Here is a 21,599-nt window from a genome sequence, read left to right as displayed (position 1 = left end):
TTTTCAGGCGCAACCCGCACGCGCCATCATTGCAACCGCGGCGCCAAACGACGTGCAACCAGCCTGTAACAGCCCGCGTCACCGAACTGCACACTGCTGGTGCGGGACTGCTACAACCCGCACCATTACAGGCTAGTCGCTACGCGCAAAAGCGCCGCGTTACGCAACAATTTTCAACATTCAAATGACGATGCGCAGGCACTGGCCCGCGTGATACAGCGAGAACCCGGCCTCGTACAGGCAACTGCGCAAGCCCACGCCCGCCAGGGGCTGCATCGGTGCAAAGGGAATCGGCAAGGCCTGAGGATTTCCGTTACACAGGTAGTCGGCGAAGGCCTTGCCGACCACGGTGCCGGTGGTCACGCCACGGCCGTTGTAACCGGTGACGGCCACCAGTCCGGGGGCTGGCTCGAACAGGCGCATCAAGTGATCGGGAGTGAAAGCGATGCGCCCGGTCCAGGTGCATTCCCATTCGACGGGCTTGAGGTTGGGGAAATAATGTTGCTGCACCCGGTCGGCCCAGGCCTTGAGGAACCAGGTCGGTTTCTGATTGCCATTACCGAGGCTGCCCAGCAACAGTCGCCCGTCCTTGTCGCGGCGGATGCTGCTCAGCACCTGGCGGGTATCCCACGAGCCCTGCCCGCCCGGCAGGATTTCATGGGCGGCATCTTCGGTGAGCGGCACCGAAGCGACCTGATAGTAGTAACCGGGGAAGAAATTGCGTTTGAGTTCGGTCCAGTCGCCTTCGGTGTAGGCGTTGGAGGCAATGACCACTTGCTCGGCGAGCACCGAACCCTGACCGGTTTGCACCGACCATTGCTGGCCCTGACGTTCAAGTCGGGTGACCGGGGAATGATCGAACATCTGCCCGCCGAGCCCCGCCACGGCTTTCGCCAGCCCGGTGACATACGCCATCGGATTGAGCGTGCCGGCACGCCGGTCGAGCAACGCGGCGGCAATCTTTTGCGTGCCGGTCGCCTGTTCACAGGCTTTGCCGGTCAGCAGTTCGACCGGCGCACCGCGGCGTTTCCACTGTTCTTCACGACTGCGCAGATCCGCCTCGCCCTTGGCGTTGTGCGCCATGTGCAAGGTGCCTTCGCGGCGCAACTGGCAATCGATGTTGTATTTATCCACAAGGCTGAACACCAACGCCGGCGCCGCACCGAGCATGCGGTTGAGCTGACTGCCGACCGCCTCGCCGAACCCGGCCTCGATCTCGTCCGGCGGGATCCACATCCCGGCATTGACCAGCCCGACATTGCGCCCGGAGCCACCCTGCCCGGCGCGATGGGCTTCAAGCACGCAGACGCTTTTGCCTTTCTCCAACAGATGCAGCGCCGCCGACAAACCGGTAAACCCGGCGCCGATCACGCAGACATCGACTTTGACTTCGCCCCTGATCGCCGTGTTATCCGGTCGTTGTGGCGTGAGTTTTTCCCACAGACATTCTTCGCGTAACGGCATTGCCAGACTCCAACAGAAACCTAACAAACACACTGCTGATCCTGTGGGAGCGGGCTTGCTCGCGAAAGCGGTGTTTCAGCCAACATCTATATCAACTGACCTTACGCTTTCGCGGGCAAGCCCGCTCCCACAAGGGGATCTCCACTTGACCGAAGGGATCAGTCGAACGTAATGCCCTGCGCCAGCGGCAACTCCAGCGAGTAGTTCACGGTGTTGGTCTGGCGCCGCATGTACGCGCGCCACGCATCAGAGCCCGACTCGCGACCGCCACCGGTTTCTTTTTCGCCGCCAAACGCGCCGCCGATTTCCGCGCCGCTCGGGCCGATGTTGACGTTGGCGATGCCGCAGTCGCTGCCGACTGCCGACATGAATTTCTCGGCCTCGCGCACATCGGTGGTGAAAATGCACGACGACAGGCCTTGCGGCACGGCGTTGTTCAGGCGCAGCGCCTCATCGAAGTCGCTGTAGCCAACCACGTACAGGATTGGTGCGAAGGTTTCGCTGCACACCACGTCGCTCTGCTCCGGCATTTCAACGATGGCCGGCGACACGTAGTAGGCGTTGGGGAATTGATCTTCCAGTTGACGCTTGCCGCCGAACACCCGGCCGCCCTCGCTCAGCGCTTGCTCCAGCGCATCCTGCATATTTTCAAAGCTGTGCTTGTCGATCAGCGGGCCGATCAGGTTGCCTTCCAGCGGGTGACCGATGCGGACTTTGGAGTAAGCGGCTTTCAGGCGGGTGACGATTTCTTCTTTCACCGATTCATGGGCAATCAGGCGACGCAACGTGGTGCAACGCTGACCGGCAGTGCCGACGGCGCTGAACAGGATGGCGCGCACGGCCATGTCCAGATCGGCGCTCGGGCCGAGGATCATGGCGTTGTTGCCGCCCAGTTCGAGAATGCTGCGGGCGAAGCGTGCGGCGACTTTCGGCGCCACTTCGCGACCCATGCGGGTGCTGCCGGTGGCGCTGATCAGTGCGACACGCGGGTCATCCACCAGTGCTTCGCCGGCATCGCGGCCGCCGATAATCACTTGGCTCAGATGCGCCGGGGCATCGCTGAAATTCTTCAATACGCGCTCGAACAGCGCCTGGCAGGCCAGTGCGGTCAGCGGAGTCTTTTCCGACGGTTTCCACACCACCGGGTTGCCGCAGACCAGCGCCAGCGTGGTGTTCCACGCCCACACCGCGACCGGGAAGTTGAACGCACTGATCACGCCGACCACGCCCAGCGGGTGCCAGGTTTCACGCATGTGGTGGCCCGGACGCTCGGAAGCGATGGTCAGGCCGTACAGCTGACGGGACAGGCCGACGGCGAAGTCGCAAATGTCGATCATCTCCTGCACTTCACCAAGGCCTTCCTGGGTGATCTTGCCGGCTTCCCACGAAACCAGCTCGCCGAGGTCGGCCTTGTATTCCCGCAGGACTTCGCCGAACTGACGCACCAGCTCGCCGCGACGGGGGGCCGGTACCTTGCGCCATTGTTCGAACGCATGATCTGCGCGACTGATGTGCTGCTCGACTTCGGCCGGGCCTTCCCAGTTCACGGTGCCGATGCGGCTGCCGTCGATGGGCGAATGCACCGGCACTTTGCCGTTCTGGTACAGGGCCGGGTTCACACCAAGACGATCAAGCAATGCGGCAACCATGGGTCACTCCTCAAGCAAAAAACTGAATGTGTGCGGTCGCGTTTTCACGACCGGGCAGGCCTTTAGTTGTAGCTTCAGGAAGGCCATGCAACAAACGACCTTTACGCGAGATATCATTCCGTTTATTCATGCTGCGCAGAAAGACAAGAAAAGGATCGCCCATGTTGAACAAACGCCACTTGCCGTCGATCACCGCGCTGCAGTGCTTCGAGGCCGTGACCCGGCACCTGAGTTTCACCCGGGCCGCCGAGGAACTGAACCTGACCCAGAGCGCCGTCAGCAAGCAGGTGGCGCAGCTCGAAGAATTGCTGCAGCACTTGTTGTTCCGCCGGGTCCGCCGCCGTTTGCAGATGACCCCGGCCGGCGATCTGTATCTGGTGGAAGTCAGAAAAATCCTGACCCAGGTCGAGATGTCGACCCATTACCTGCGTTCCTACGGCGGCGAAACCGAAGTCCTGCGCGTTTCCACGCCCTCCACTTTCGGCGCCCGCTGGCTGGTGCCGCGCCTCAAGGGCTGGCGCCTGCGCCATCCGTCGATTCATCTGGATCTGTGCAACGAACAGGAAGCCGATGACTTGCTGCAAGGGCGCAGCGACCTGGCGTTCTATTTCGGCCAGGGCTCACGCCCCGGCACCGAGTGCCTGAAGTTGTTCGGCGAAGAGCTGGTGCCCGTGTGCGCCCCCGGCAGCCTGCCGGACGCGCCGTTGACTGATCCAACGCAACTCACCGATCTGGTGCTGCTGCAGAATGCTTCGCGCCCGCAAGCGTGGCACGACTGGTTCGACAGCCAGGGCTACCAGACCGAGCACAGCTACCACGGCCCGCGTTTCGAAACCTTTTATATGTGTATCCGCGCGGCGCAGGTCGGCTGTGGTGTCGCCCTGTTGCCGAGGTTTTTGGTGGAAGAGGAATTGGCCGACGGCAAACTGGTCATTCCCTGGCAGCATGCAATGCCCAGTACTGACGCGTATTACCTGGCCTACCCGGAACACGCGGCGGAAGTGCCCAAGGTGCGGGATTTCGTGAAGTGGATGCTGGAGCAGATCGACAGTCCTGACGCGGTCTGAGGGCCGGCGCCGGGATAAAAATCGCTGGCAATCCACACCCCGGATATGCGCCACTAGCGCCATTGATTGATACCGCGCCAACGCGCGGCCCGCCTGGAGACCCCGTTATGAGCGAGAGTGTGTTTGCCGATCGCATCGTGCAGAACCTGCTCGACACCGACTTCTACAAACTGACGATGATGCAGGCGGTGCTGCACAACTACCCCAACGTCGAAGTCGAATGGGAGTTTCGTTGCCGTAACAGTGAAGATCTGCGCCCGTATCTGGCGGAGATCCGCTTCCAGGTCGAGCGTCTGGCCGAGTTGAGCCTGAGCGCCGATCAGTTGAGTTTTCTCGAGCGCATCTCGTTCCTCAAGCCGGATTTTTTGCGGTTCCTCGGTCTGTTCCGCTTCAACCTGCGTTATCTGCACACTGGCATCGAGAACGGCGAGCTGTTCATCCGCCTGCGCGGGCCGTGGCTGCATGTGATTCTGTTCGAAGTGCCGCTGCTGGCGATCGTCAGCGAAGTGCGCAACCGCTATCGCTACCGCGAAACCGTGCTGGAACAGGCCCGCGAGCAGCTGTACCGCAAGTTTGACTGGCTGACCGCCAACGCCTCGGCCGAAGAGTTGTCGCAGTTGCAGGTCGCCGATTTCGGCACGCGCCGGCGGTTTTCCTACCGTGTGCAGGAAGAAGTGGTGAACGTGCTCAAGCACGATTTCCCCGGGCGTTTCGTCGGCACCAGCAACGTGCACCTGTCCCGCGAACTGGACATGAAACCCCTGGGCACCATGGCCCACGAGTGGATAATGGCGCACCAGCAACTCGGCCCGCGGCTGATCGACAGCCAGATCGCCGCCCTCGATTGCTGGGTCCGCGAGTACCGCGGCTTGCTGGGGATCGCCCTGACCGACTGCATCACCACCGACGCGTTCCTCGGTGATTTCGATCTGTTCTTCGCCAAGCTGTTCGACGGCCTGCGTCACGACTCCGGGGATCCGGTGCAGTGGGGCGAAAAATGCATCGCTCACTATCACAAGCTCGGCATCGACCCGATGAGCAAGACCCTGGTGTTCTCCGACAGCCTGACGCTGCCCAAGTCGCTGGAGATCTTCCGGGCGCTGCGGGGGCGGATCAATGTCAGCTTCGGCATCGGCACCAACCTCACCTGTGACATTCCGGGTGTCGAACCGATGAGCATCGTGCTTAAAATGACCGCCTGCAACGGCCAACCGGTAGCGAAGATCTCCGACGAGCCGGGCAAGACCCACTGCAAAGACCCGAATTTCGTCGCCTATTTGCGACACGTTTTCCAGGTTCCTGCCGTTTCCAGCCTTTCTAGCAAGGAGTGAATTCATGCAAGCCGTACAGCGTGAGATTGCTGAACAGCTCAACGTTCAGCCGCCGTTCGCCGATTACCAGGCCCTCGAAGCGGAAGTCGCCCGACGCATCACCTTCATCCAGGATTGCCTGACCAATTCCGGGCTCAAGACCCTGGTGCTGGGTATCAGCGGCGGTGTCGACTCGCTGACCGCAGGCCTGCTGGCCCAGCGCGCCATGCGTGAACTGCGCGAGCGCACCGGAGACGAGGCCTACAAGTTCATCGCCGTGCGCCTGCCGTACGACGTGCAGTTCGATGAACACGACGCCCAGGCCTCGGTGGACTTCATCGCCCCGGACGAGCGTCACACCGTCAACATCGGCCCGGCAGTGAAATCCCTGGCCAGCGAAGTCGCAGCCTTCGAAGGCAAGCACGCGGTGTCGGTGGACTTCGTGCTCGGCAACACCAAGGCGCGGATGCGCATGGTCGCCCAGTACACCATCGCCGGCGCGGCCCATGGCCTGGTGATCGGCACCGACCACGCGGCCGAAGCGGTGATGGGTTTCTTCACCAAGTTCGGTGACGGCGCCTGCGATCTGGCACCACTGAGCGGTCTGGTGAAGAACCAGGTCCGGGCCATCGCCCGCAGCTTCGGCGCACCGGAATCGCTGGTGGAAAAAGTGCCGACGGCGGATCTGGAAGACCTGTCGCCGGGCAAGCCGGACGAAGCGTCCCACGGCGTGACCTACGCCGAGATCGACGCTTTCCTGCACGGCGAGCCAGTGCGTCAGGAAGCGTTCGACATCATCGTCAACACCTACAAAAAGACCCATCACAAGCGGGTCATGCCGTTTGCGCCTTGAATCCAGGGCATAAAAAAAGCGTCCCTCGGGACGCTTTTTTTTGGACTGCGGTTTTCTTACTTCACAACCACTGTGCCTTTCATCATCGAGATGTGGCCAGGGAACGAGCAGAAGAAGCCGTAATCGGTGCCGGCTGCCAGTTTCGATACATCGATGGTCAGGGTGTCTTTTTCGCCGGCGCCGATGATCTTGGTGTGGGCGATAACGCGCTCGTCACCGTCCTTCAGGTAGTTCTTGTCGATGCCGGCGGCCAGACCGTCGGTGGCGATCGGCTGCATGTCAGCGGTCTTGCTGACCACCAGGTTGTGGCCCATGACGTTCTTCGGCAGGCTGCCGGAGTGGGTCAGTTCGACGGTGAAGGTTTTGCAGCTCTTGTCGATCACGATCTCCTTGGTGTTGAAGGACATCTGGTCGGTGGAGTCGACGGTGGTTTTGCACTCGGCAGCCATCAATTGGCTGCTGGCCAGCGCCAGCAGGGATACCGCAACAACTTTGGAAAACATGGTGAATCTCCAAGGCAGGGTTAACAAAAACACGAATGGTGGAAAGACTGCCTGAAATCTTCGCAAGTTCCTATGACTTGAGTCAAAAATTGTATACAACTTTCAGGCTATGACACTCATCGAAACAATCTAACAGCCAGACGTTTGGCCGGGACGTATCTTCAGGGCTCAACTCAACTGGAGCATCAGTCATGTCCCTCAACAGCCTGTTGTGCAGTCTGCTCGCCGCCTACGCCTGTGGCGCCAGCGGCACCTGTGAAACCCCGAAACGCGAAGTCTAGCCCTTGGATCGAGGCGTGCCAGCCATTACCCTGTGACGGATTGACCCAGGAGGAAGGCATGTCTCTCACATCCGTTTGTGTATTTTGCGGTGCCAACGCCGGCACCACCCCGGCATACACTGAAGCCGCCATCGCCCTCGGCACCGCCATTGCCGAGCGCAAGCTGAAGCTGGTTTACGGCGGTGGCGCCGTGGGTTTGATGGGGATTGTCGCGGACGCCGCGCTGGCCGCCGGCGGCGAAGTGATCGGCATCATTCCGCAGAGCCTGATGGACAAGGAAATCGGTCACAAGAGCCTGACGCGCCTGGAAGTGGTCGACGGCATGCACGCGCGCAAGGCACGCATGGCCGAACTCAGCGATGCGTTCATCGCCCTGCCCGGCGGCCTCGGCACCCTGGAAGAACTGTTCGAAGTCTGGACGTGGGGCCAGCTCGGTTACCACGGCAAGCCGCTGGGCTTGCTGGAAGTGAACGGTTTCTACAGCAAACTCACGGCATTTCTCGATCACATCGTCGGCGAAGGCTTCGTTCGCGCACCGCACCGTGACATGCTGCAAGTGAGTGAATCGCCACAATCGCTGCTCGATGCCCTCGACCAATGGCAGCCGACCGTCACGCCAAAGTGGGTCGACCAGAAACCCGGTTAACCCCCGGGCACCGATACAGGGCAGAATACGCGCCGCTCAACCTCACCTTCGACCCCAGAGGATCGTCCATGGCCAAACCCAATTACTCCTTCGCCAAGCGTCAACGTGACCTGGCCAAGGAACAGAAGAAAGAGGAAAAGCTTCAGCGCAAGAAACAGATGGCTGAAGAAGCGGCACTGAACCCTGACGGTGAAGTGGCGACCGATGATGATGTTGAGGCACCGAAAGACCAGGCACCCGAGGCCTGAGCAATACCGCAGGACCACTGAACGCAAAACCGGCAGGAACGGGCTCGCCCGCCCCTGCCGTGTGCTTCGTCACTCATTCAGTGGCATCACCGTGACCCGCACCTCCGGATCATGGCTCCCCCCTCCCAGAATCACCCCGCGCAACGGCGACACATCGGAGAAATCCCGGCCCCAGGCCAGGGTGATGTGCTCCAGTGCCGGTTGCACATTGTTGGTCGGATCGAAATCCACCCAGCCAAGCACCGGACAAAACACCGAAACCCAGGCATGGGACGCATCGGCGCCGATCAATCGTGGTTGCCCCGGTGGCGGCCGTGTCAGCAAATAGCCGCTGATGTAGCGCGCCGCCAGCCCTCGGGAACGCACGCAGGCCAGCATCAGGTGGGCGAAGTCCTGACAGACCCCGCGCCGCCGCTCCAGCACCTCGACCAGCGGCGTCGCGACCTGCGTCGCCTCGGCATCGAAGGTGAATTCGTCGAAGATCTTTTCCATCAACGCCTGCACGCCCAGCAGCAGCGGTCGTCCGGGTGGAAAACAGCTTTCGGAGAACTCGACGAAACTGCGCTTCAAGTGAACATAGGGTGACTGAAACCGGTAACGGCAGGCCTCCAGCAATTCGGCGGACAATGGCTGGCTGCTGTAAGTCAGCGCATTTCGCGTCAGCTCCCAGGCCGGGGACAGATTGAAATCCAGCGCCGGCCGCGCCAGCACCTCGACCGTCAGACGTGCGTTGACCTGCAATTCATCATGAGGCCGTTCGAACGCCAGGCGCGTCAGCGGATTGCCGAACACGTCCTGCTCGTCACGACGCGTGGTCGGATCCGGGCTGATCAACAATTGCTGCTCGGTGCAGCGCTGCCAGGCGCAATCGCGAGGCCACAGGTGTGCCAGCTGCTGTGCCAGGGAGACAGGGCTGTCGTAGTGATAGCAGGTGTCGTGAAGGATCTGGTAATGGGCATTCATCAGACGGACACCGTGCGCTGGCTGACATCATCGACATGGGCGAAATGGCGCAGAGCCAGACGATCGGAGACCTGGCCGCTGGCGTCGGCGATGTCTTGCAGCAGATCCGCCAACCCTTTGAGCGCGGCACGCACGCTGGATTCGCCGAACAATGGATTTTCCAGACACCCCAGATCGAAGCGCGCCAGACGCTCGACCAGCTCTGGCAACCCGGCTTCCCGTGGCACACCGAAATCATCGTTCAGACGCTTGAGGGTGCGCGTCACCAGCTTCAACTGGAACAGCACCGCATGGGGGTTCTGCTCGTCCAGCAGCAACAGGTCGAGTACCGGGATCAACTGCGCCACCGCCAGATAACGCGAGCGATAGGTGATGCTGCTGTTGCCCAGCTCCAGCAACCATTCCAGCCCTGCCTGATCGAACGCCCCGGCGCCACGCAGGAAACCGGCGAGACTGCTGCTGAGAAACTGCAGGCGTTCGATCCGCCGGCCGATCATCAGGAAGCGCCAGCCTTCGTCGCGGGTCATGTCGTCGAGGGCAAACCCGGACAGCGCCGCCAGCGACATCACCAGCCGGTTGAGAAAGTCCAGCAGCTCACCAAAGTCCGGTTCGTCGGTGTCCAGCTCCGTCGCCTCGCGCTGCAACTCCACCAGCGCCTGCCAGTTTTCCCGCGAGAGCTTGCCGCGCACCTGCGACGCCGCCCACTGCAAGCGTTGCAGGTTGGAGCGCAGGCTGAACGACCAGTCCTCGCCAAGCAAGGCCGCGAGCAAGCGTTCCGGCAGTTCGCCTTCGTCCGGCAGCAGCATCAGTCGCTCGCCGAGCGCCACGGCCGCCTGCAGGGCCTGCGGATCATCACCGTCGACGTAGCGCGCCAGCATGATCCGCAACAGCCGCGCGCTGTCGTCGCAGCGCTCGCAGTAACGGCCGAACCAGAACAGGTTTTCCACCACCCGCGACGGCAGGTACGGATCGCGGCGTACCAGATCGTGCACGCCGATATTGCGCTGGGTCTTCCATTGCTCGCCGCTTGGCGGCCGGTCGCCCAGCACCCAGGTGTCCTTGCTCGCGCCACCGCGCTGCATCGATACCACTTCGGCATCGGCCTCGGCCGCCACGCGGGTCAGGCCGCCGGGCAAGACCCGATAACCGTCATGACTGGCCACCGCATACATGCGCATGCCGATGGCACGAGGTTGCAACTGACCGTCCTCGGGTTGCCAGATCGGTGCGTGAGACAGTTGCGCAAGTTCTTGCGCGACATAGGCATAAGGCCGGGCCTGCATGCGCTCGGCGAGGCTCTGGCGCTGCTTTTCACTCAGATCACGCCCGAAAACCGGAGCGAAACTCTGCGACGGAAAGGCCGGTTTGATCAGCAGCTCCGGCAATTTCTCCAGCGCCTGGGCCAGCACCGGCGCCTCACCGCACCACCAGGTAGCGATGGAAGGCAAGATCAGCTCTTCACCGAACAGGTACTGATTGATCTTCGGCAAAAAGCCCAACAGCCCCGGCGACTCCAGCACGCCGCTGCCCAGCGCATTGGCCACCAGCACCCGGCCCTGACGCACCGCTTCCAGCAATCCCGGAACACCCAGTGCCGAATCCGTACGCAGTTCCAGCGGATCGCAGAAATCATCGTCGAGCCGACGCATGATCGCGTGGACCCGGCGCAGGCCACTTAGGGTTTTCAGGTAGACCGTGGCATCACGTACCGTCAGGTCGCCGCCCTCAACCAGCGGATAGCCGAGCTGGCGAGCGAGATAGAGATGTTCGAAATAGCTTTCGTTGAAACGTCCCGGGGTCAGCAATACCACCAGCGGCGCGTCATCATCGCAGGGGGCCTGACGGGCCAGGGTTTCCTGCAAGGTGCGGAAGAATCCGGCCAGATGCTGCACTTTCAAGTCCCGGTACAGCTCGGGGAAGGCCCGGGACACGATGGTGCGGTTTTCCAACGCATAACCGGCGCCCGACGGTGCCTGGGTACGATCCGCCGTCACCCACCAGCGGCCGTCCGGCGTGCGCGCCAGATCCACGGCATACAGATGCAGAAAGGCCCCGTCCGGGGGCGCAATGCCCTGACAGGGCCAGAGAAAGTTGTTGTGACCGAACACCAGCTCCGCCGGCAGCAGCCCTTCGCGGATCAACTGCTGCGGGCCATACAGGTCTGCCAGCACCGCATTGAGCAGGCGCGCCCGCTGGGCGATTCCGGCCGACAGTTGTTGCCACTCATCGTCAGCGATCACATGGGGCAGCAGATCCAGCTCCCACGGACGATCCGCGCCCTTGGGGTCGGCATAGACGTTGTAGGTGACACCGTTTTCCTGAATCTGCCGGGTCAGCAGCGCCTGACGCTGCACCAGTTGCGCCGGGGTGCTGCGCTGCAATTGGTCGAACAGTCGCTGCCAGTGCGGACGCACCGCTCCGCCGGCGTCGAGCAGTTCGTGGTAAGTGCCCGCCGTGAGCGGGTAGCGGTCAAGCAGGTCAGGCATGGAAAGCTCGGCAGCCGGCAAGGAACGGTCAGACTAACGCAGGCACATGACGCCCGGATATACGAAAAATCCGGGGGTCGTGTACGAATCAAAAGCGTCGTAAATCGAGAGTCATCGGGAGCTCGTCGGAGATAGTCAGGTTCGGTATAGGAAGTTTCCCCGGCGTGTGTCCGATGAGGAAGAAACGCGCCATTCGCCGGCTCTCCGCTTCGTTGGCATTGACCGGCAACGTCTCGTAATTACGCCCGCCCGGATGGGCAACGTGGTACTGGCAGCCGCCCAGCGAGCGCTGCATCCAGGTGTCGAGCAGGTCGAACACCAGCGGCGCGTGCACCGGGATCGTCGGTTGCAGGCAATTGGCCGGTTGCCAGGCACGGAAACGCACGCCGGCGACAAACTCGCCCACCCGCCCGGTCGGTTGCAGCGGTACCGGGATGCCGTTGCAGATCAGCAGATAACGCTGCGGCGGCAAGCCCGCAAGCTTGACCTGCAAACGCTCCAGCGATGAGTCAACGTAACGCACCGTACCGCCCGCCGCGCCCTCCTCGCCCAGCACATGCCAGGGTTCAAGGGCCTGGCGCAACTCCAGTTCTATACCGTTGACCGCGTAATCGCCAACCTTGGGAAAGCGAAACTCCAGATGCGCCGCAAACCATTCGGCGCGTAGCGGATAACCGGCATTGTTGAGTTCGACGATGACGTCGGCAAAGTCCTGCTCAATGAAATGCGGCAGCAGGAAACGGTCATGCAACTCGGTGCCCCAGCGCGCCAGTTTCGGCGGCGCATAGGGCTCGCGCCAGAACCGCGCGACCAGCGCCCGCAGCAACAACTGCTGGGCCAGGCTCATGCGCGCATGGGGCGGCATTTCGAACGCTCGCAACTCCAGCAGACCGAGACGCCCGGTGGCGCCGTCCGGTGAATACAGCTTGTCGATGCAGAACTCGGCGCGATGGGTATTGCCGGTGACATCGATCAGCAGATTGCGCAGCAAACGGTCGACCAACCACGGCGCACACTCTTCTCCCGGCGCCGGCATTTGCGCGAAGGCGATTTCCAGCTCATACAGCGCATCGTTGCGCGCTTCATCGACGCGTGGCGCCTGAGAAGTCGGGCCAATGAACAGACCGGAAAACAGGTAGGACAGCGACGGATGGTTGTGCCAGTAACTGATCAGGCTGCGCAGCAGATCCGGGCGGCGCAGGAACGGGGAGTCCGCCGGCGTCGCCCCGCCGAGCACGAAATGGTTGCCGCCACCGGTGCCGGTGTGGCGTCCGTCGATCAAGAACTTCTCGGTGGACAGTCGGGTCTGGCGCGCCTCCTCGTACAGGAACTCAGTGCGCTCGACCAGTTCATCCCACGTCGCGGAAGGCTGTACGTTAACCTCGATCACGCCGGGATCCGGGGTGATGCGGAAGTTGCTCAAGCGTGGATCGCTCGGCGGCTCGTAGCCTTCCAGCAGCACCGGACAGTGCAATTCTTCGGCAGTGGCTTCGATGGCGGCCACCAGTTCCAGATAATCCTCGACCCGCTCCAGCGGCGGCATGAACAGATACAAGCGGCCTTCCCGGGCCTCGGCGCAGAGCGCGGTGCGGGTCAGCCAGTCGGCGGACTCGTCGATCTTCGGCACACGCTCGTCGGCCGCAGCCGGCGCGTCGTGTCGATTGAGTTGATCGGTATCGGGCAGCTCGGGGAAGTCCTGATTCGGATCGTTCGGATGGATGAACGGATACTCCGCCGCCTTCACCCAAGGCTGCGAACCCAATGGCAGGCGATAGCCCAGCGGTGAATCCCCCGGCACCAATCGGCAATGTTCATCGCGCAGATACCAGCGCCCGCTCTGCCATTGATCGCCCTTGGCGGTGCGCGCCAGTGGCAGCACCTGACCGATGACCTTGTCCAGGCCCTGACTGAACACCTTGCGCAACCGCGCACGTTCCAGCGGCTCCTCCAAACGCGAGTCTTCGGCGCTGACGTTGCTCGGCAACGCGCCCTCTCGCCAGAGGTAGTAGAAATTGTCCTCGTAGGCCGGAAACACAAAACGTGTCGGCAGTTTCAGGCGCTCCGCGACGCTCGCCAGAAAACGCCCGGCCAGTTCACCCGTGGCGCCGTAATCCTGCTGCTCGTCGGCAATCAGCGCGCTGTTGTGCCAGATCGGCACTCCGTCGCGGCGCCAGTAGCAGTTCAGCGACCAGCGCGGCAGTTGCTCACCCGGATACCACTTGCCCTGGCCGAAATGCACCAGCCCTTTCGGCGCGTAGTGTTTACGCATGCGCTGGAACAGTTCGGCGGAGAGCCGGCGCTTGTCCGGGCCCAACGCGGCGGTATTCCATTCGGCACCGTCCGGGTCATCGACGGACACGAAGGTCGGCTCGCCGCCCATGGTCAGCCGCACATCGCCTTCCAGCAGGTCGGCATCGATCTGCCGGCCCAGCGCCTGGATCGCCAGCCATTGCTCATCGGTGTAGGGCTTGGTCACCCGTGGCGCTTCCCAGATCCGCTCCACCGACATTTCGTGGCTGAACTCGCACTCGCAAGGTTCCACCAGACCACTGATCGGCGCCGCCGAGGACGGATCGGGACTGCAAGCCAACGGAATATGCCCTTCTCCGGCGAACAGCCCGGAGGTGGCATCGAGGCCGATCCAGCCGGCGCCGGGCAAATACACCTCGCACCAGGCATGCAGATCCGTGAAGTCCACTTCGGTGCCGGACGGGCCATCGAGGCTTTTCACGTCGGCGGTGAGCTGAATCAGGTAACCGGAAACGAAACGCGCCGCCAGCCCGAGATTGCGCAGCAGTTGCACCAGCAGCCACGCCGAATCCCGGCAGGAACCGGAGGCGTGTTCGAGAGTATGTTCCGGGGTTTGCACGCCCGGCTCCATGCGGATCAGGTAATTGATGTCCTCGCTCAGTCGTTGGTTGAGCGCCACAAGGAAGTCCACTGCCGGCAGCGGCGTGCGGTCGATTGCGTCCAGATAAGTCTTGAATTTCGGCGTCAGCGGCAGGGTTTCGAGGTACGGCGCCAGTTCCTTGCGTTCATCGGCGGCGTAGGCGAAGGGGATTTTCTCGGCGTAGGGCTCGAGGAAAAAATCGAACGGGTTGAACACCGCCATCTCGGCCAACAGGTCGACCTCGATCCGCAGCTCGGCAGTTTTCTCGGGGAACACCAGCCGTGCGAGGTAGTTGCCCTGAGGGTCCTGCTGCCAGTTGATGAAGTGCTGTTCGGGCGAGACTTTCAGCGCATACGACAGAATCCGCGTGCGGCTGTGGGCAGCCGGGCGCAGACGCACGATCTGCGGGCCGAGTTCGACAGCGCGGTCGTAGCGGTAATGCGTGACGTGATGCAATGCGACATGAATCGACACGGCGTGCCTCCTGCGAGCCCAAGCGTATTCGAAAGCGCGCAAGACTTATGCCATGCAGAGGCCTGGGCGCTTTCCCGGAATGCTCAGGGCAGTACAGCACCAAAATCGGGCGATGCGGTGAAATGCTTTGGCACAGTTGCACGCAAATGTTGCGAGGCACAACGCAAAACGCCAACCCGAAGGTTGGCGTTCTGTTCACTCAAGTGCGTTTCAGCGTGGCACGACCGGTTTGCGAGCCGGCTTCGGCCCTTTGCCTTTCGCGGCTTCCTTGCGCTCCTTGGCAGCCTGCTGGTTGCGGGCGAATGCCGCGGCCTTGGCCTGTTCACGCTTGTCCCACGGATTGCCGCCGTCGCTGGCGCGCGGTGGCAGACCGTTGTGCTGGGTAAGGATCTTGGTGGTCTTCTCTTTTACGTCCTTCGCCACTTTATGGCTGCCGGCCGGCGTCGAGTTCTTGCGACGGGCGCTCTGGTAGCTGTCGGTGGCCGGCTGATGCGTCGGGATCAACTGGTGCTTGCCCGGCCCGATCAGGTCGGCGCGGCCCATGCGGATCAGCGCTTCACGCAGCATCGGCCAGCCTTTCGGGTCGTGATAACGCAGGAACGCCTTGTGCAGACGACGCTGCTCTTCGCTCTTCACGATGGTCACGCCGTCGCTCTTGTAAGTGACCTTGCGCAGCGGGTTCTTGCCCGAGTGGTACATCGCGGTGGCGGTGGCCATCGGCGACGGATAGAACGCCTGCACCTGGTCGGCCCGGAAGCCGTTGCCCTTGAGCCACAGGGCCAGGTTCATCATGTCTTCGTCGGTGGTGCCCGGGTGCGCGGCGATGAAGTACGGAATCAGGTACTGCTCTTTCCCCGCTTCCTTGGTGTACTTCTCGAACATGCGCTTGAAGCGATCGTAGGTGCCGATCCCCGGTTTCATCATCTGGTTGAGCGGACCTTCCTCGGTGTGTTCCGGGGCGATCTTCAGGTAACCGCCGACGTGGTGGGTCACCAGCTCCTTGACGTACTCCGGCGACTCGACCGCGAGGTCGTAACGCAGGCCGGAGGCAATCAGGATCTTCTTCACACCCGGCAACGCACGGGCGCTGCGGTACAGCTGAATCAGCGACGAGTGGTCGGTGTTCAGGTTCGGGCAGATGCCCGGGAACACGCAGGACGGCTTGCGGCACGCGGATTCGATTTCCGGGCTCTTGCAGGCGATGCGGTACATGTTCGCGGTCGGGCCGCCGAGGTCGGAAATGACGCCGGTGAAACCCGGGACCTTGTCGCGGATCTCTTCGATTTCGCGAATGATCGACTCTTCGGAACGGTTCTGGATGATCCGGCCTTCGTGCTCGGTGATCGAGCAGAAGGTGCAGCCGCCGAAGCAGCCACGCATGATGTTCACCGAGAAGCGGATCATGTCGTAGGCCGGGATCTTTTCCTTGCCGTACGCAGGATGCGGAACACGTGCGTAAGGCATGCCGAACACGTAGTCCATTTCTTCAGTGGTCATCGGAATCGGCGGCGGGTTGAACCAGACGTCGATCTCGCCATGCTTCTGCACCAGCGCACGGGCGTTACCCGGGTTGGTTTCCAGGTGCAGCACGCGGTTGGCGTGGGCATACAGGACCGGGTCGTTACGCACCTTTTCCATCGACGGCAGGCGGATCACGGTCTTGTCGCGGGTCATTTTCGGGCTGGCCAGGATCTGCACGACCTTGGCTTCTTCCGGGTCATCAACCGGACCTTTCTCTTGCTCGATCGCGCAAGCCTGAGTGTCCTGGGTGTTGACGTACGGGTTGATGATCTTGTCGATCTTGCCCGGACGGTCGATGCGCGTGGAATCGACTTCGTACCAGCCCGCCGGCGTGTCACGACGGATGAACGCGGTGCCGCGCACATCGGTGATGTCTTCGATCTTGTGACCATAGGACAGACGCTGGGCGACTTCGACAATCGCGCGCTCGGCGTTGCCGTACAGCAGGATGTCGGCGCTGGCGTCGATCAGGATCGAGTTGCGCACACGATCCTGCCAGTAGTCGTAGTGGGCGATGCGGCGCAGGGAGGCTTCGATGCCGCCGAGCACGATCGGCACATGCTTGTAGGCTTCCTTGCAGCGCTGGCTGTAGACCAGGCTTGCGCGATCCGGACGCTTGCCGGCCATGCCGCCCGGGGTGTAGGCGTCGTCGGAGCGGATTTTCTTGTCCGCGGTGTAGCGGTTGATCATCGAGTCCATGTTGCCGGCCGCGACGCCGAAGAACAGGTTCGGCTCGCCGAGCTTCATGAAGTCGTCTTTGGACTGCCAGTTCGGCTGGGCGATGATCCCGACGCGGAAGCCCTGGGACTCCAGCAGCCGGCCGATGATCGCCATGCCGAACGACGGGTGATCGACGTAGGCATCACCCGTGACAATGATGATGTCGCAGGAATCCCAGCCGAGCTGATCCATCTCCTCCCTGCTCATCGGCAGGAATGGCGCTGGCCCGAAACATTCGGCCCAATATTTTGGATAGTCAAATAACGGCTTGGCTGCTTGCATGTCGATAACCGGTGTTGGCTTTCATTGAATTTCGCGGGCGCGGAATATAGCACAAATTTTGACCAATTCCGACGGCCGTGGTCGGTTTCTCTTCCCTTTGTCCCACCTGCCACACACCGGTTCCAAAAGATACCTTTCAACTTATTCAAGGATGAATACAGATGCCTGCAAAACCACCGTCAAAAGGCGTAACCAGCGTCGAGGTGCATAACCCGCCTTTGCGACCAACCCATGACCATCTGCCACGACACGACGCCTCGCACGCTTTCCGTCCTGTCGAGCACAGCCTCATCAATGGACAGACATCGGGCAGAATCCCGGACAGCACAGACCCGGACATGATCTCTCCAGCGCCATCGGTAAGCGTCAGCGAAACTCATTCAGACCCGACCGCAATAACCACACCACCTTTACTTGATGCCTACAGGATTGGCCCGAACACCCGATTGCCAGTCGCCGACGCATCAGGATTCAGAAGATTCAAGGGCCGACAGTTCGTCGATATGCACGATGGCAGCATCCTGCAGATCAGCCTGGATCCCGACACCGCTCTCTACCGGGCCAGACTGGGAAGTGAATCAAGGCCCTCGGGCCCAATTCTCTTCCATGATCCCCAAAGCAACCGATGGCACCCGCTGGTCGACTTCGAAAAAAACCCACTCCCACTTTCTGCCAGCCGACTCGAGACCTTCAGGACGCCTCTGGACTTCTCCGGAGCAGCCCCGGACAGCGAAGGGCTGCATAGTTTCGAAGGCAAGCGCTACGTCATCATCGAGAACCATGCCTATCAGGTGATGCGCGACGTTGATGCCTCCTCTCTCGAGCGCAATGTCTGGCGCGTCGTCAATCCGAAGGATCCGGTCGCCGCCGACAGCGAAAATATCTATCGCGCAAGCCGACCCGGCGAAACGCTGGCCATCACCCGCAATGCCGAAGGCATCTGGACGACAAGCCTGGACGGACTCAAGGGAGGCATGCGCCGCACCGCACAGACCCAGGACAATAAAGCCTATTTGCTTCAACGGTATGAGCCCGTCAGAAACGCCTTCGAGGCGTTGGTCGCGTCCAACAAGCGCTATGGAGAACTCTGGGACAGCGCCCGATATCTTCCCGAGGGAAGCCAGGCCGAAAAGGAAGCACTGATCAAGCTTGAAGTGCATGTCATTAAGCACACAAGAATGCAGGCCGAATACGCCAAGTCACTGATCGATAACAAGGACTGGTTGATCCTGCTGAAGGCCGGCGGACTCTACAAAAGCGAACTGCATGCTCTTCAATTGAACAGAGTCGACTATTTCAACAAATTGATCGCCGTCATGGATCGCAGGGTCTATCCGACCGTGAATGCGATAACGGTCGAGTCGCTAAAGAACAACTTTGCCCATCTCAACAAAAAGCTGAAGATCATGGATGATCGTCAGATTGTGATGGATCAGGTTCGCAAAGCCGACCGTAGTGCAACATCCGAACTGGATGACTTGAACCATGGTGTACCTACCGTAGACCAGATCCATTCCAGCCAATACAACATCTGCCTGCGCCTGATTTCCGACGACCCCGAAAACCCGCCACCTTTCGGCATGCGCAGTGCCATGGGCATGCACTTGCTGAAAAAGGACTTGAACGAAGTTTCTGGCTACTCCGAACCGCTGGCGCTGCAATTGACGCTGGAAAACATCAGGAGTGACAGAGCCGGGTTCGAATCTCTGGATACTTCAGCAGATCCTCTAAAGGCGGGATACACCAGTCAGGCGCTGTCCTTGATGGATGCGTTCGAAAAGAAAATCGACAACCGCCTGAACGCAATCCATGAACAGGTCGACAGCAACAGCCAATTGCCTCTCTACGATCAGGATATCGATTTCGATTTTCTTCCGGAGCAGTCCGTTGGAGCAGCCGATACAACCGCGCCCCGAAAACTGTTCCGGACACGCCATCATGGCACTTACCGGGTTCTGGTGGGGGTGCAGGACACCGCAGCGGATGGCAGCGTCACTCTCAAGGTTCCCGATCTTTTCAAGCCACATGAGCCACCGCAACGCTACGAGAAAATCGAAGGTGAGTGGCGACGGATTCGCCCCGTCACCACTCTCACGCCCAGACCACAACTTGTGAGCGACGCGACTGAAAGCCTTGCACGCGTGAATGAACACGTAACCCAGGCCCGGAGAATGGAGGCCCGCAAAGCCAATCCCACCAATATCGTCGAATTTTTGGGCGCAGAGACGGATCGCTTCAGAGATCTGGCACACCGTCTGGAGGTCACTGACCGGGTAACAGAGGACGCCGAGGCCAGCGGATTGATCAGCCGGCTCAGAACCGCCGCGGCATCAATGGAGGCCGAAGGACAATCCATTCTGATACGGATGTACAAAAACAAGGATGTGCTGGATGTACTGCGCCTGAGCTTCCTGCTCGATCACTCACAGCTGAAAGTAGTGAAAGCGGTAGAACGCAGACAAATGGGCAAGGGAAGGGACAAGTCGTTCCTCGATGTCTACTCGATCCGCGACCGCTCAGACAACGCACCGTTGTGGGAAGCCCACTTTCATTACGACAGGCTGGATCGCGTGGCGCTGGACTACACGCTCAAGGGGGCACACTTGAAATCTCTGGAACAAAGCAGGCTCGGCAGCGCGTTTCAACAGCGCGAAGAACAGGCTGGCCGCCCCCACCAGCGGATCTGGCGGGAACTCATCAGCCCGCGAGTTGCCCAGAAATTGTTTGATCACCTGACATGATCAATCGCGTTACTCATCGTCGTCGAAGTTATAGCTGCCCGGCGCGAGGTTTTCGAAGCGCGTGTACTTGCCGATGAAGGCCAGGCGGATGAAGCCGATCGGGCCGTTCCGCTGCTTGCCGATGATGATCTCGGCGATGCCCTTGTGCTCGGTTTCCGGGTGATACACCTCGTCCCGGTACACGAACATGATGACGTCGGCGTCCTGCTCGATCGCTCCGGATTCCCGCAAGTCGGAGTTCACCGGACGCTTGTTGGGACGTTGTTCCAGGGAACGGTTGAGCTGCGACAGAGCCACCACCGGGCAGTTGAATTCCTTGGCCAGGGCTTTCAGGGACCGGGAGATCTCGGAAATCTCGTTGGTCCGGTTGTCACCGCTGGAACCGGGGATCTGCATCAGCTGCAGGTAGTCGATCATGATCAGGCCGATGTCGCCGTGCTCGCGCACCAGACGCCGGGTCCGGGCACGCATTTCCGACGGGCTGATGCCGGCGGTGTCATCGATGAACAGCTTGCGGTCGTTGAGCAGGTTGACCGCCGAGGTCAGGCGCGGCCAGTCGTCGTCTTCCAGCTGACCGGAACGCACCTTGGTCTGGTCGATGCGGCCGAGGGACGACAGCATACGCATGATCAGCGATTCGCCTGGCATCTCGAGGGAGTACACCAGCACCACCTTGTCGCTGCGCAACACAGCGTTTTCCACCAGGTTCATCGCGAAAGTCGTCTTACCCATCGACGGACGGCCGGCGACGATGATCAGGTCGGCCGGTTGCAGGCCGCTGGTCTTCTCGTCGAGGTCGGTATAGCCGGTGGACAGGCCGGTGATCGAGTCGGCGGTGTTGAACAAGGTGTCGATGCGGTCGATGGCTTTGGTCAACAGGTCATTCACACCCACCGGGCCGCCGGTTTTTGGCCGGGCCTCGGCAATCGCGAAGATCTGCCGTTCGGCTTCGTCGAGGATTTCCTCGGCGGTGCGACCTTCAGGGTTGAAGGCGCTGTCGGCAATTTCGGTGCTGATGCCGATCAACTGACGCAACGTCGCACGCTGGCGAACGATCTGCGCATAGGCCTTGATGTTGGCGACGGACGGCGTGTTTTTCGCCAGTTCACCGAGGTATCCGAGGCCGCCGACTTGCGAGGTCTGACCTTCCTTGTCCAGTTGCTCGGCAAGGGTCACGACGTCGATCGGCGAGTTCTGATCGGCCAGCTTGGCGATCGCACGGAAAATCAGACGGTGGTCATGCCGGTAGAAATCGCCGTCGGAGACTTGATCGAGCACGCGTTCCCAGGCGTTGTTGTCCAGCATCAGACCACCGAGCACGGCCTGTTCGGCCTCGATGGAATGCGGCGGCACCTTCAGCGCGGCGGTTTGCAGATCGTATTGCTCGGGAGCGGAGATTTCGTTCATGGCCACTTTTTATTCAGGAAAAGCAGGGATTGCAGAAAGACAAAGGGCACGACCTGAAGACAGGATCGTGCCCGATGTTAACCGCCTGGCGTAC

The 21,599-nt window shown here is 61.2% G+C and carries 15 protein-coding genes; 6 read left to right on the top strand and 9 right to left on the bottom strand.

All coding sequences use genetic code 11. The annotated features are described in order from the left end of the window. Positions 1 to 180 precede the first annotated feature (180 nt). The 3 genes from CAG02_RS17130 to CAG02_RS29830 form a co-directional block, all read right to left on the bottom strand. Complete coding sequence (locus CAG02_RS17130; RefSeq protein WP_085711175.1) at positions 181 to 1,464, bottom strand: FAD-binding oxidoreductase; 1,284 nt, start codon at positions 1,462 to 1,464, stop codon at positions 181 to 183. A gap of 158 nt (positions 1,465 to 1,622) precedes the next feature. Continuing rightward, positions 1,623 to 3,113 (bottom strand): aldehyde dehydrogenase family protein, encoded by a 1,491-nt coding sequence (locus CAG02_RS17125; RefSeq protein WP_085711174.1) that lies wholly within the window; start codon positions 3,111 to 3,113, stop codon positions 1,623 to 1,625. A 10-nt stretch (positions 3,114 to 3,123) separates the two neighbouring features. Next, positions 3,124 to 3,276 (bottom strand): hypothetical protein, encoded by a 153-nt coding sequence (locus CAG02_RS29830; protein WP_170931610.1) that lies wholly within the window; start codon positions 3,274 to 3,276, stop codon positions 3,124 to 3,126. Here CAG02_RS29830 and CAG02_RS17120 point away from each other — a divergent pair. The 3 genes from CAG02_RS17120 (at position 3,275) to nadE (ending at position 6,343) form a co-directional block, all read left to right on the top strand. Beyond that, positions 3,275 to 4,180 carry a LysR family transcriptional regulator gene (locus tag CAG02_RS17120; protein ID WP_085711173.1) on the top strand — a complete coding sequence of 302 codons (906 nt, stop codon included), beginning with the start codon at positions 3,275 to 3,277 and terminating at the stop codon, positions 4,178 to 4,180. The genes CAG02_RS29830 and CAG02_RS17120 overlap by 2 nt on opposite strands. A gap of 107 nt (positions 4,181 to 4,287) precedes the next feature. Next, complete coding sequence (pncB, locus tag CAG02_RS17115; protein WP_085685119.1) at positions 4,288 to 5,511, top strand: nicotinate phosphoribosyltransferase; 1,224 nt, start codon at positions 4,288 to 4,290, stop codon at positions 5,509 to 5,511. Positions 5,512 to 5,515: 4 nt separating this feature from the next. After that, positions 5,516 to 6,343 carry an ammonia-dependent NAD(+) synthetase gene (nadE, locus tag CAG02_RS17110; protein ID WP_085611050.1) on the top strand — a complete coding sequence of 276 codons (828 nt, stop codon included), beginning with the start codon at positions 5,516 to 5,518 and terminating at the stop codon, positions 6,341 to 6,343. A gap of 56 nt (positions 6,344 to 6,399) precedes the next feature. On the opposite strand, the gene azu is transcribed toward nadE, so the two are convergent. Then, the gene (gene azu, locus CAG02_RS17105; protein ID WP_085711172.1) at positions 6,400 to 6,846 is read right to left on the bottom strand and encodes an azurin; all 447 of its coding nucleotides are present in this window, start codon (positions 6,844 to 6,846) and stop codon (positions 6,400 to 6,402) included. A 339-nt stretch (positions 6,847 to 7,185) separates the two neighbouring features. Between azu and CAG02_RS17100 the strand changes: the two genes are divergently transcribed. Continuing rightward, the gene (locus CAG02_RS17100; RefSeq protein WP_085711171.1) at positions 7,186 to 7,773 is read left to right on the top strand and encodes a TIGR00730 family Rossman fold protein; all 588 of its coding nucleotides are present in this window, start codon (positions 7,186 to 7,188) and stop codon (positions 7,771 to 7,773) included. Between the two features lie 68 nt (positions 7,774 to 7,841). Beyond that, positions 7,842 to 8,021 (top strand): hypothetical protein, encoded by a 180-nt coding sequence (locus tag CAG02_RS17095; RefSeq protein WP_085701299.1) that lies wholly within the window; start codon positions 7,842 to 7,844, stop codon positions 8,019 to 8,021. Between the two features lie 69 nt (positions 8,022 to 8,090). On the opposite strand, the gene CAG02_RS17090 is transcribed toward CAG02_RS17095, so the two are convergent. The 4 genes from CAG02_RS17090 to CAG02_RS17075 all read right to left on the bottom strand — a co-directional run bounded on the left by CAG02_RS17090 (position 8,091) and on the right by CAG02_RS17075 (position 17,357). Beyond that, positions 8,091 to 8,984, bottom strand: a complete 894-nt coding sequence (locus tag CAG02_RS17090; protein WP_085711170.1) for a transglutaminase family protein — start codon at positions 8,982 to 8,984, stop codon at positions 8,091 to 8,093. Further along, a complete protein-coding gene (locus CAG02_RS17085) occupies positions 8,984 to 11,470 on the bottom strand; it encodes a circularly permuted type 2 ATP-grasp protein (RefSeq protein ID WP_085711169.1) in 2,487 nt (828 codons plus the stop codon). Before CAG02_RS17085 ends, CAG02_RS17090 begins: the two co-directional genes overlap by 1 nt. Before the next feature lie 88 nt (positions 11,471 to 11,558). After that, positions 11,559 to 14,834: a DUF2126 domain-containing protein gene (locus tag CAG02_RS17080; RefSeq protein WP_085711168.1), complete on the bottom strand. Its 3,276-nt coding sequence runs from the start codon at positions 14,832 to 14,834 to the stop codon at positions 11,559 to 11,561. A 210-nt stretch (positions 14,835 to 15,044) separates the two neighbouring features. Further along, positions 15,045 to 17,357: a YgiQ family radical SAM protein gene (locus tag CAG02_RS17075; protein WP_085711167.1), complete on the bottom strand. Its 2,313-nt coding sequence runs from the start codon at positions 17,355 to 17,357 to the stop codon at positions 15,045 to 15,047. A gap of 161 nt (positions 17,358 to 17,518) precedes the next feature. On the opposite strand from CAG02_RS17075, the gene CAG02_RS17070 reads away from it, so the two are divergent. Continuing rightward, a complete protein-coding gene (locus CAG02_RS17070) occupies positions 17,519 to 20,098 on the top strand; it encodes a hypothetical protein (protein WP_139831888.1) in 2,580 nt (859 codons plus the stop codon). Positions 20,099 to 20,107: 9 nt separating this feature from the next. On the opposite strand, the gene dnaB is transcribed toward CAG02_RS17070, so the two are convergent. After that, the gene (gene dnaB / locus CAG02_RS17065) at positions 20,108 to 21,505 is read right to left on the bottom strand and encodes a replicative DNA helicase (RefSeq protein ID WP_085711165.1); all 1,398 of its coding nucleotides are present in this window, start codon (positions 21,503 to 21,505) and stop codon (positions 20,108 to 20,110) included. Positions 21,506 to 21,599 lie beyond the last annotated feature (94 nt).

It is taken from the genome of Pseudomonas sp. R43(2017) (assembly GCF_002112345.1).
In the GTDB taxonomy this organism is placed as follows: domain Bacteria; phylum Pseudomonadota; class Gammaproteobacteria; order Pseudomonadales; family Pseudomonadaceae; genus Aquipseudomonas; species Aquipseudomonas kribbensis.
This window is presented reverse-complemented; position numbering and strand designations above follow the sequence as displayed.

Coding starts and splice junctions, on each gene's coding strand:
- CAG02_RS17130 (WP_085711175.1), bottom strand. CDS start 1,464: ATGCCGTTACGCGAAGAATGTCTGTGGGAAAAACTCACGCCACAACGA.
- CAG02_RS17125 (WP_085711174.1), bottom strand. CDS start 3,113: ATGGTTGCCGCATTGCTTGATCGTCTTGGTGTGAACCCGGCCCTGTAC.
- CAG02_RS17120 (WP_085711173.1), top strand. CDS start 3,275: ATGTTGAACAAACGCCACTTGCCGTCGATCACCGCGCTGCAGTGCTTC.
- CAG02_RS29830 (WP_170931610.1), bottom strand. CDS start 3,276: ATGGGCGATCCTTTTCTTGTCTTTCTGCGCAGCATGAATAAACGGAAT.
- pncB (WP_085685119.1), top strand. CDS start 4,288: ATGAGCGAGAGTGTGTTTGCCGATCGCATCGTGCAGAACCTGCTCGAC.
- nadE (WP_085611050.1), top strand. CDS start 5,516: ATGCAAGCCGTACAGCGTGAGATTGCTGAACAGCTCAACGTTCAGCCG.
- azu (WP_085711172.1), bottom strand. CDS start 6,846: ATGTTTTCCAAAGTTGTTGCGGTATCCCTGCTGGCGCTGGCCAGCAGC.
- CAG02_RS17100 (WP_085711171.1), top strand. CDS start 7,186: ATGTCTCTCACATCCGTTTGTGTATTTTGCGGTGCCAACGCCGGCACC.
- CAG02_RS17095 (WP_085701299.1), top strand. CDS start 7,842: ATGGCCAAACCCAATTACTCCTTCGCCAAGCGTCAACGTGACCTGGCC.
- CAG02_RS17090 (WP_085711170.1), bottom strand. CDS start 8,984: ATGAATGCCCATTACCAGATCCTTCACGACACCTGCTATCACTACGAC.
- CAG02_RS17085 (WP_085711169.1), bottom strand. CDS start 11,470: ATGCCTGACCTGCTTGACCGCTACCCGCTCACGGCGGGCACTTACCAC.
- CAG02_RS17075 (WP_085711167.1), bottom strand. CDS start 17,357: ATGCAAGCAGCCAAGCCGTTATTTGACTATCCAAAATATTGGGCCGAA.
- CAG02_RS17070 (WP_139831888.1), top strand. CDS start 17,519: ATGCCTGCAAAACCACCGTCAAAAGGCGTAACCAGCGTCGAGGTGCAT.
- dnaB (WP_085711165.1), bottom strand. CDS start 21,505: ATGAACGAAATCTCCGCTCCCGAGCAATACGATCTGCAAACCGCCGCG.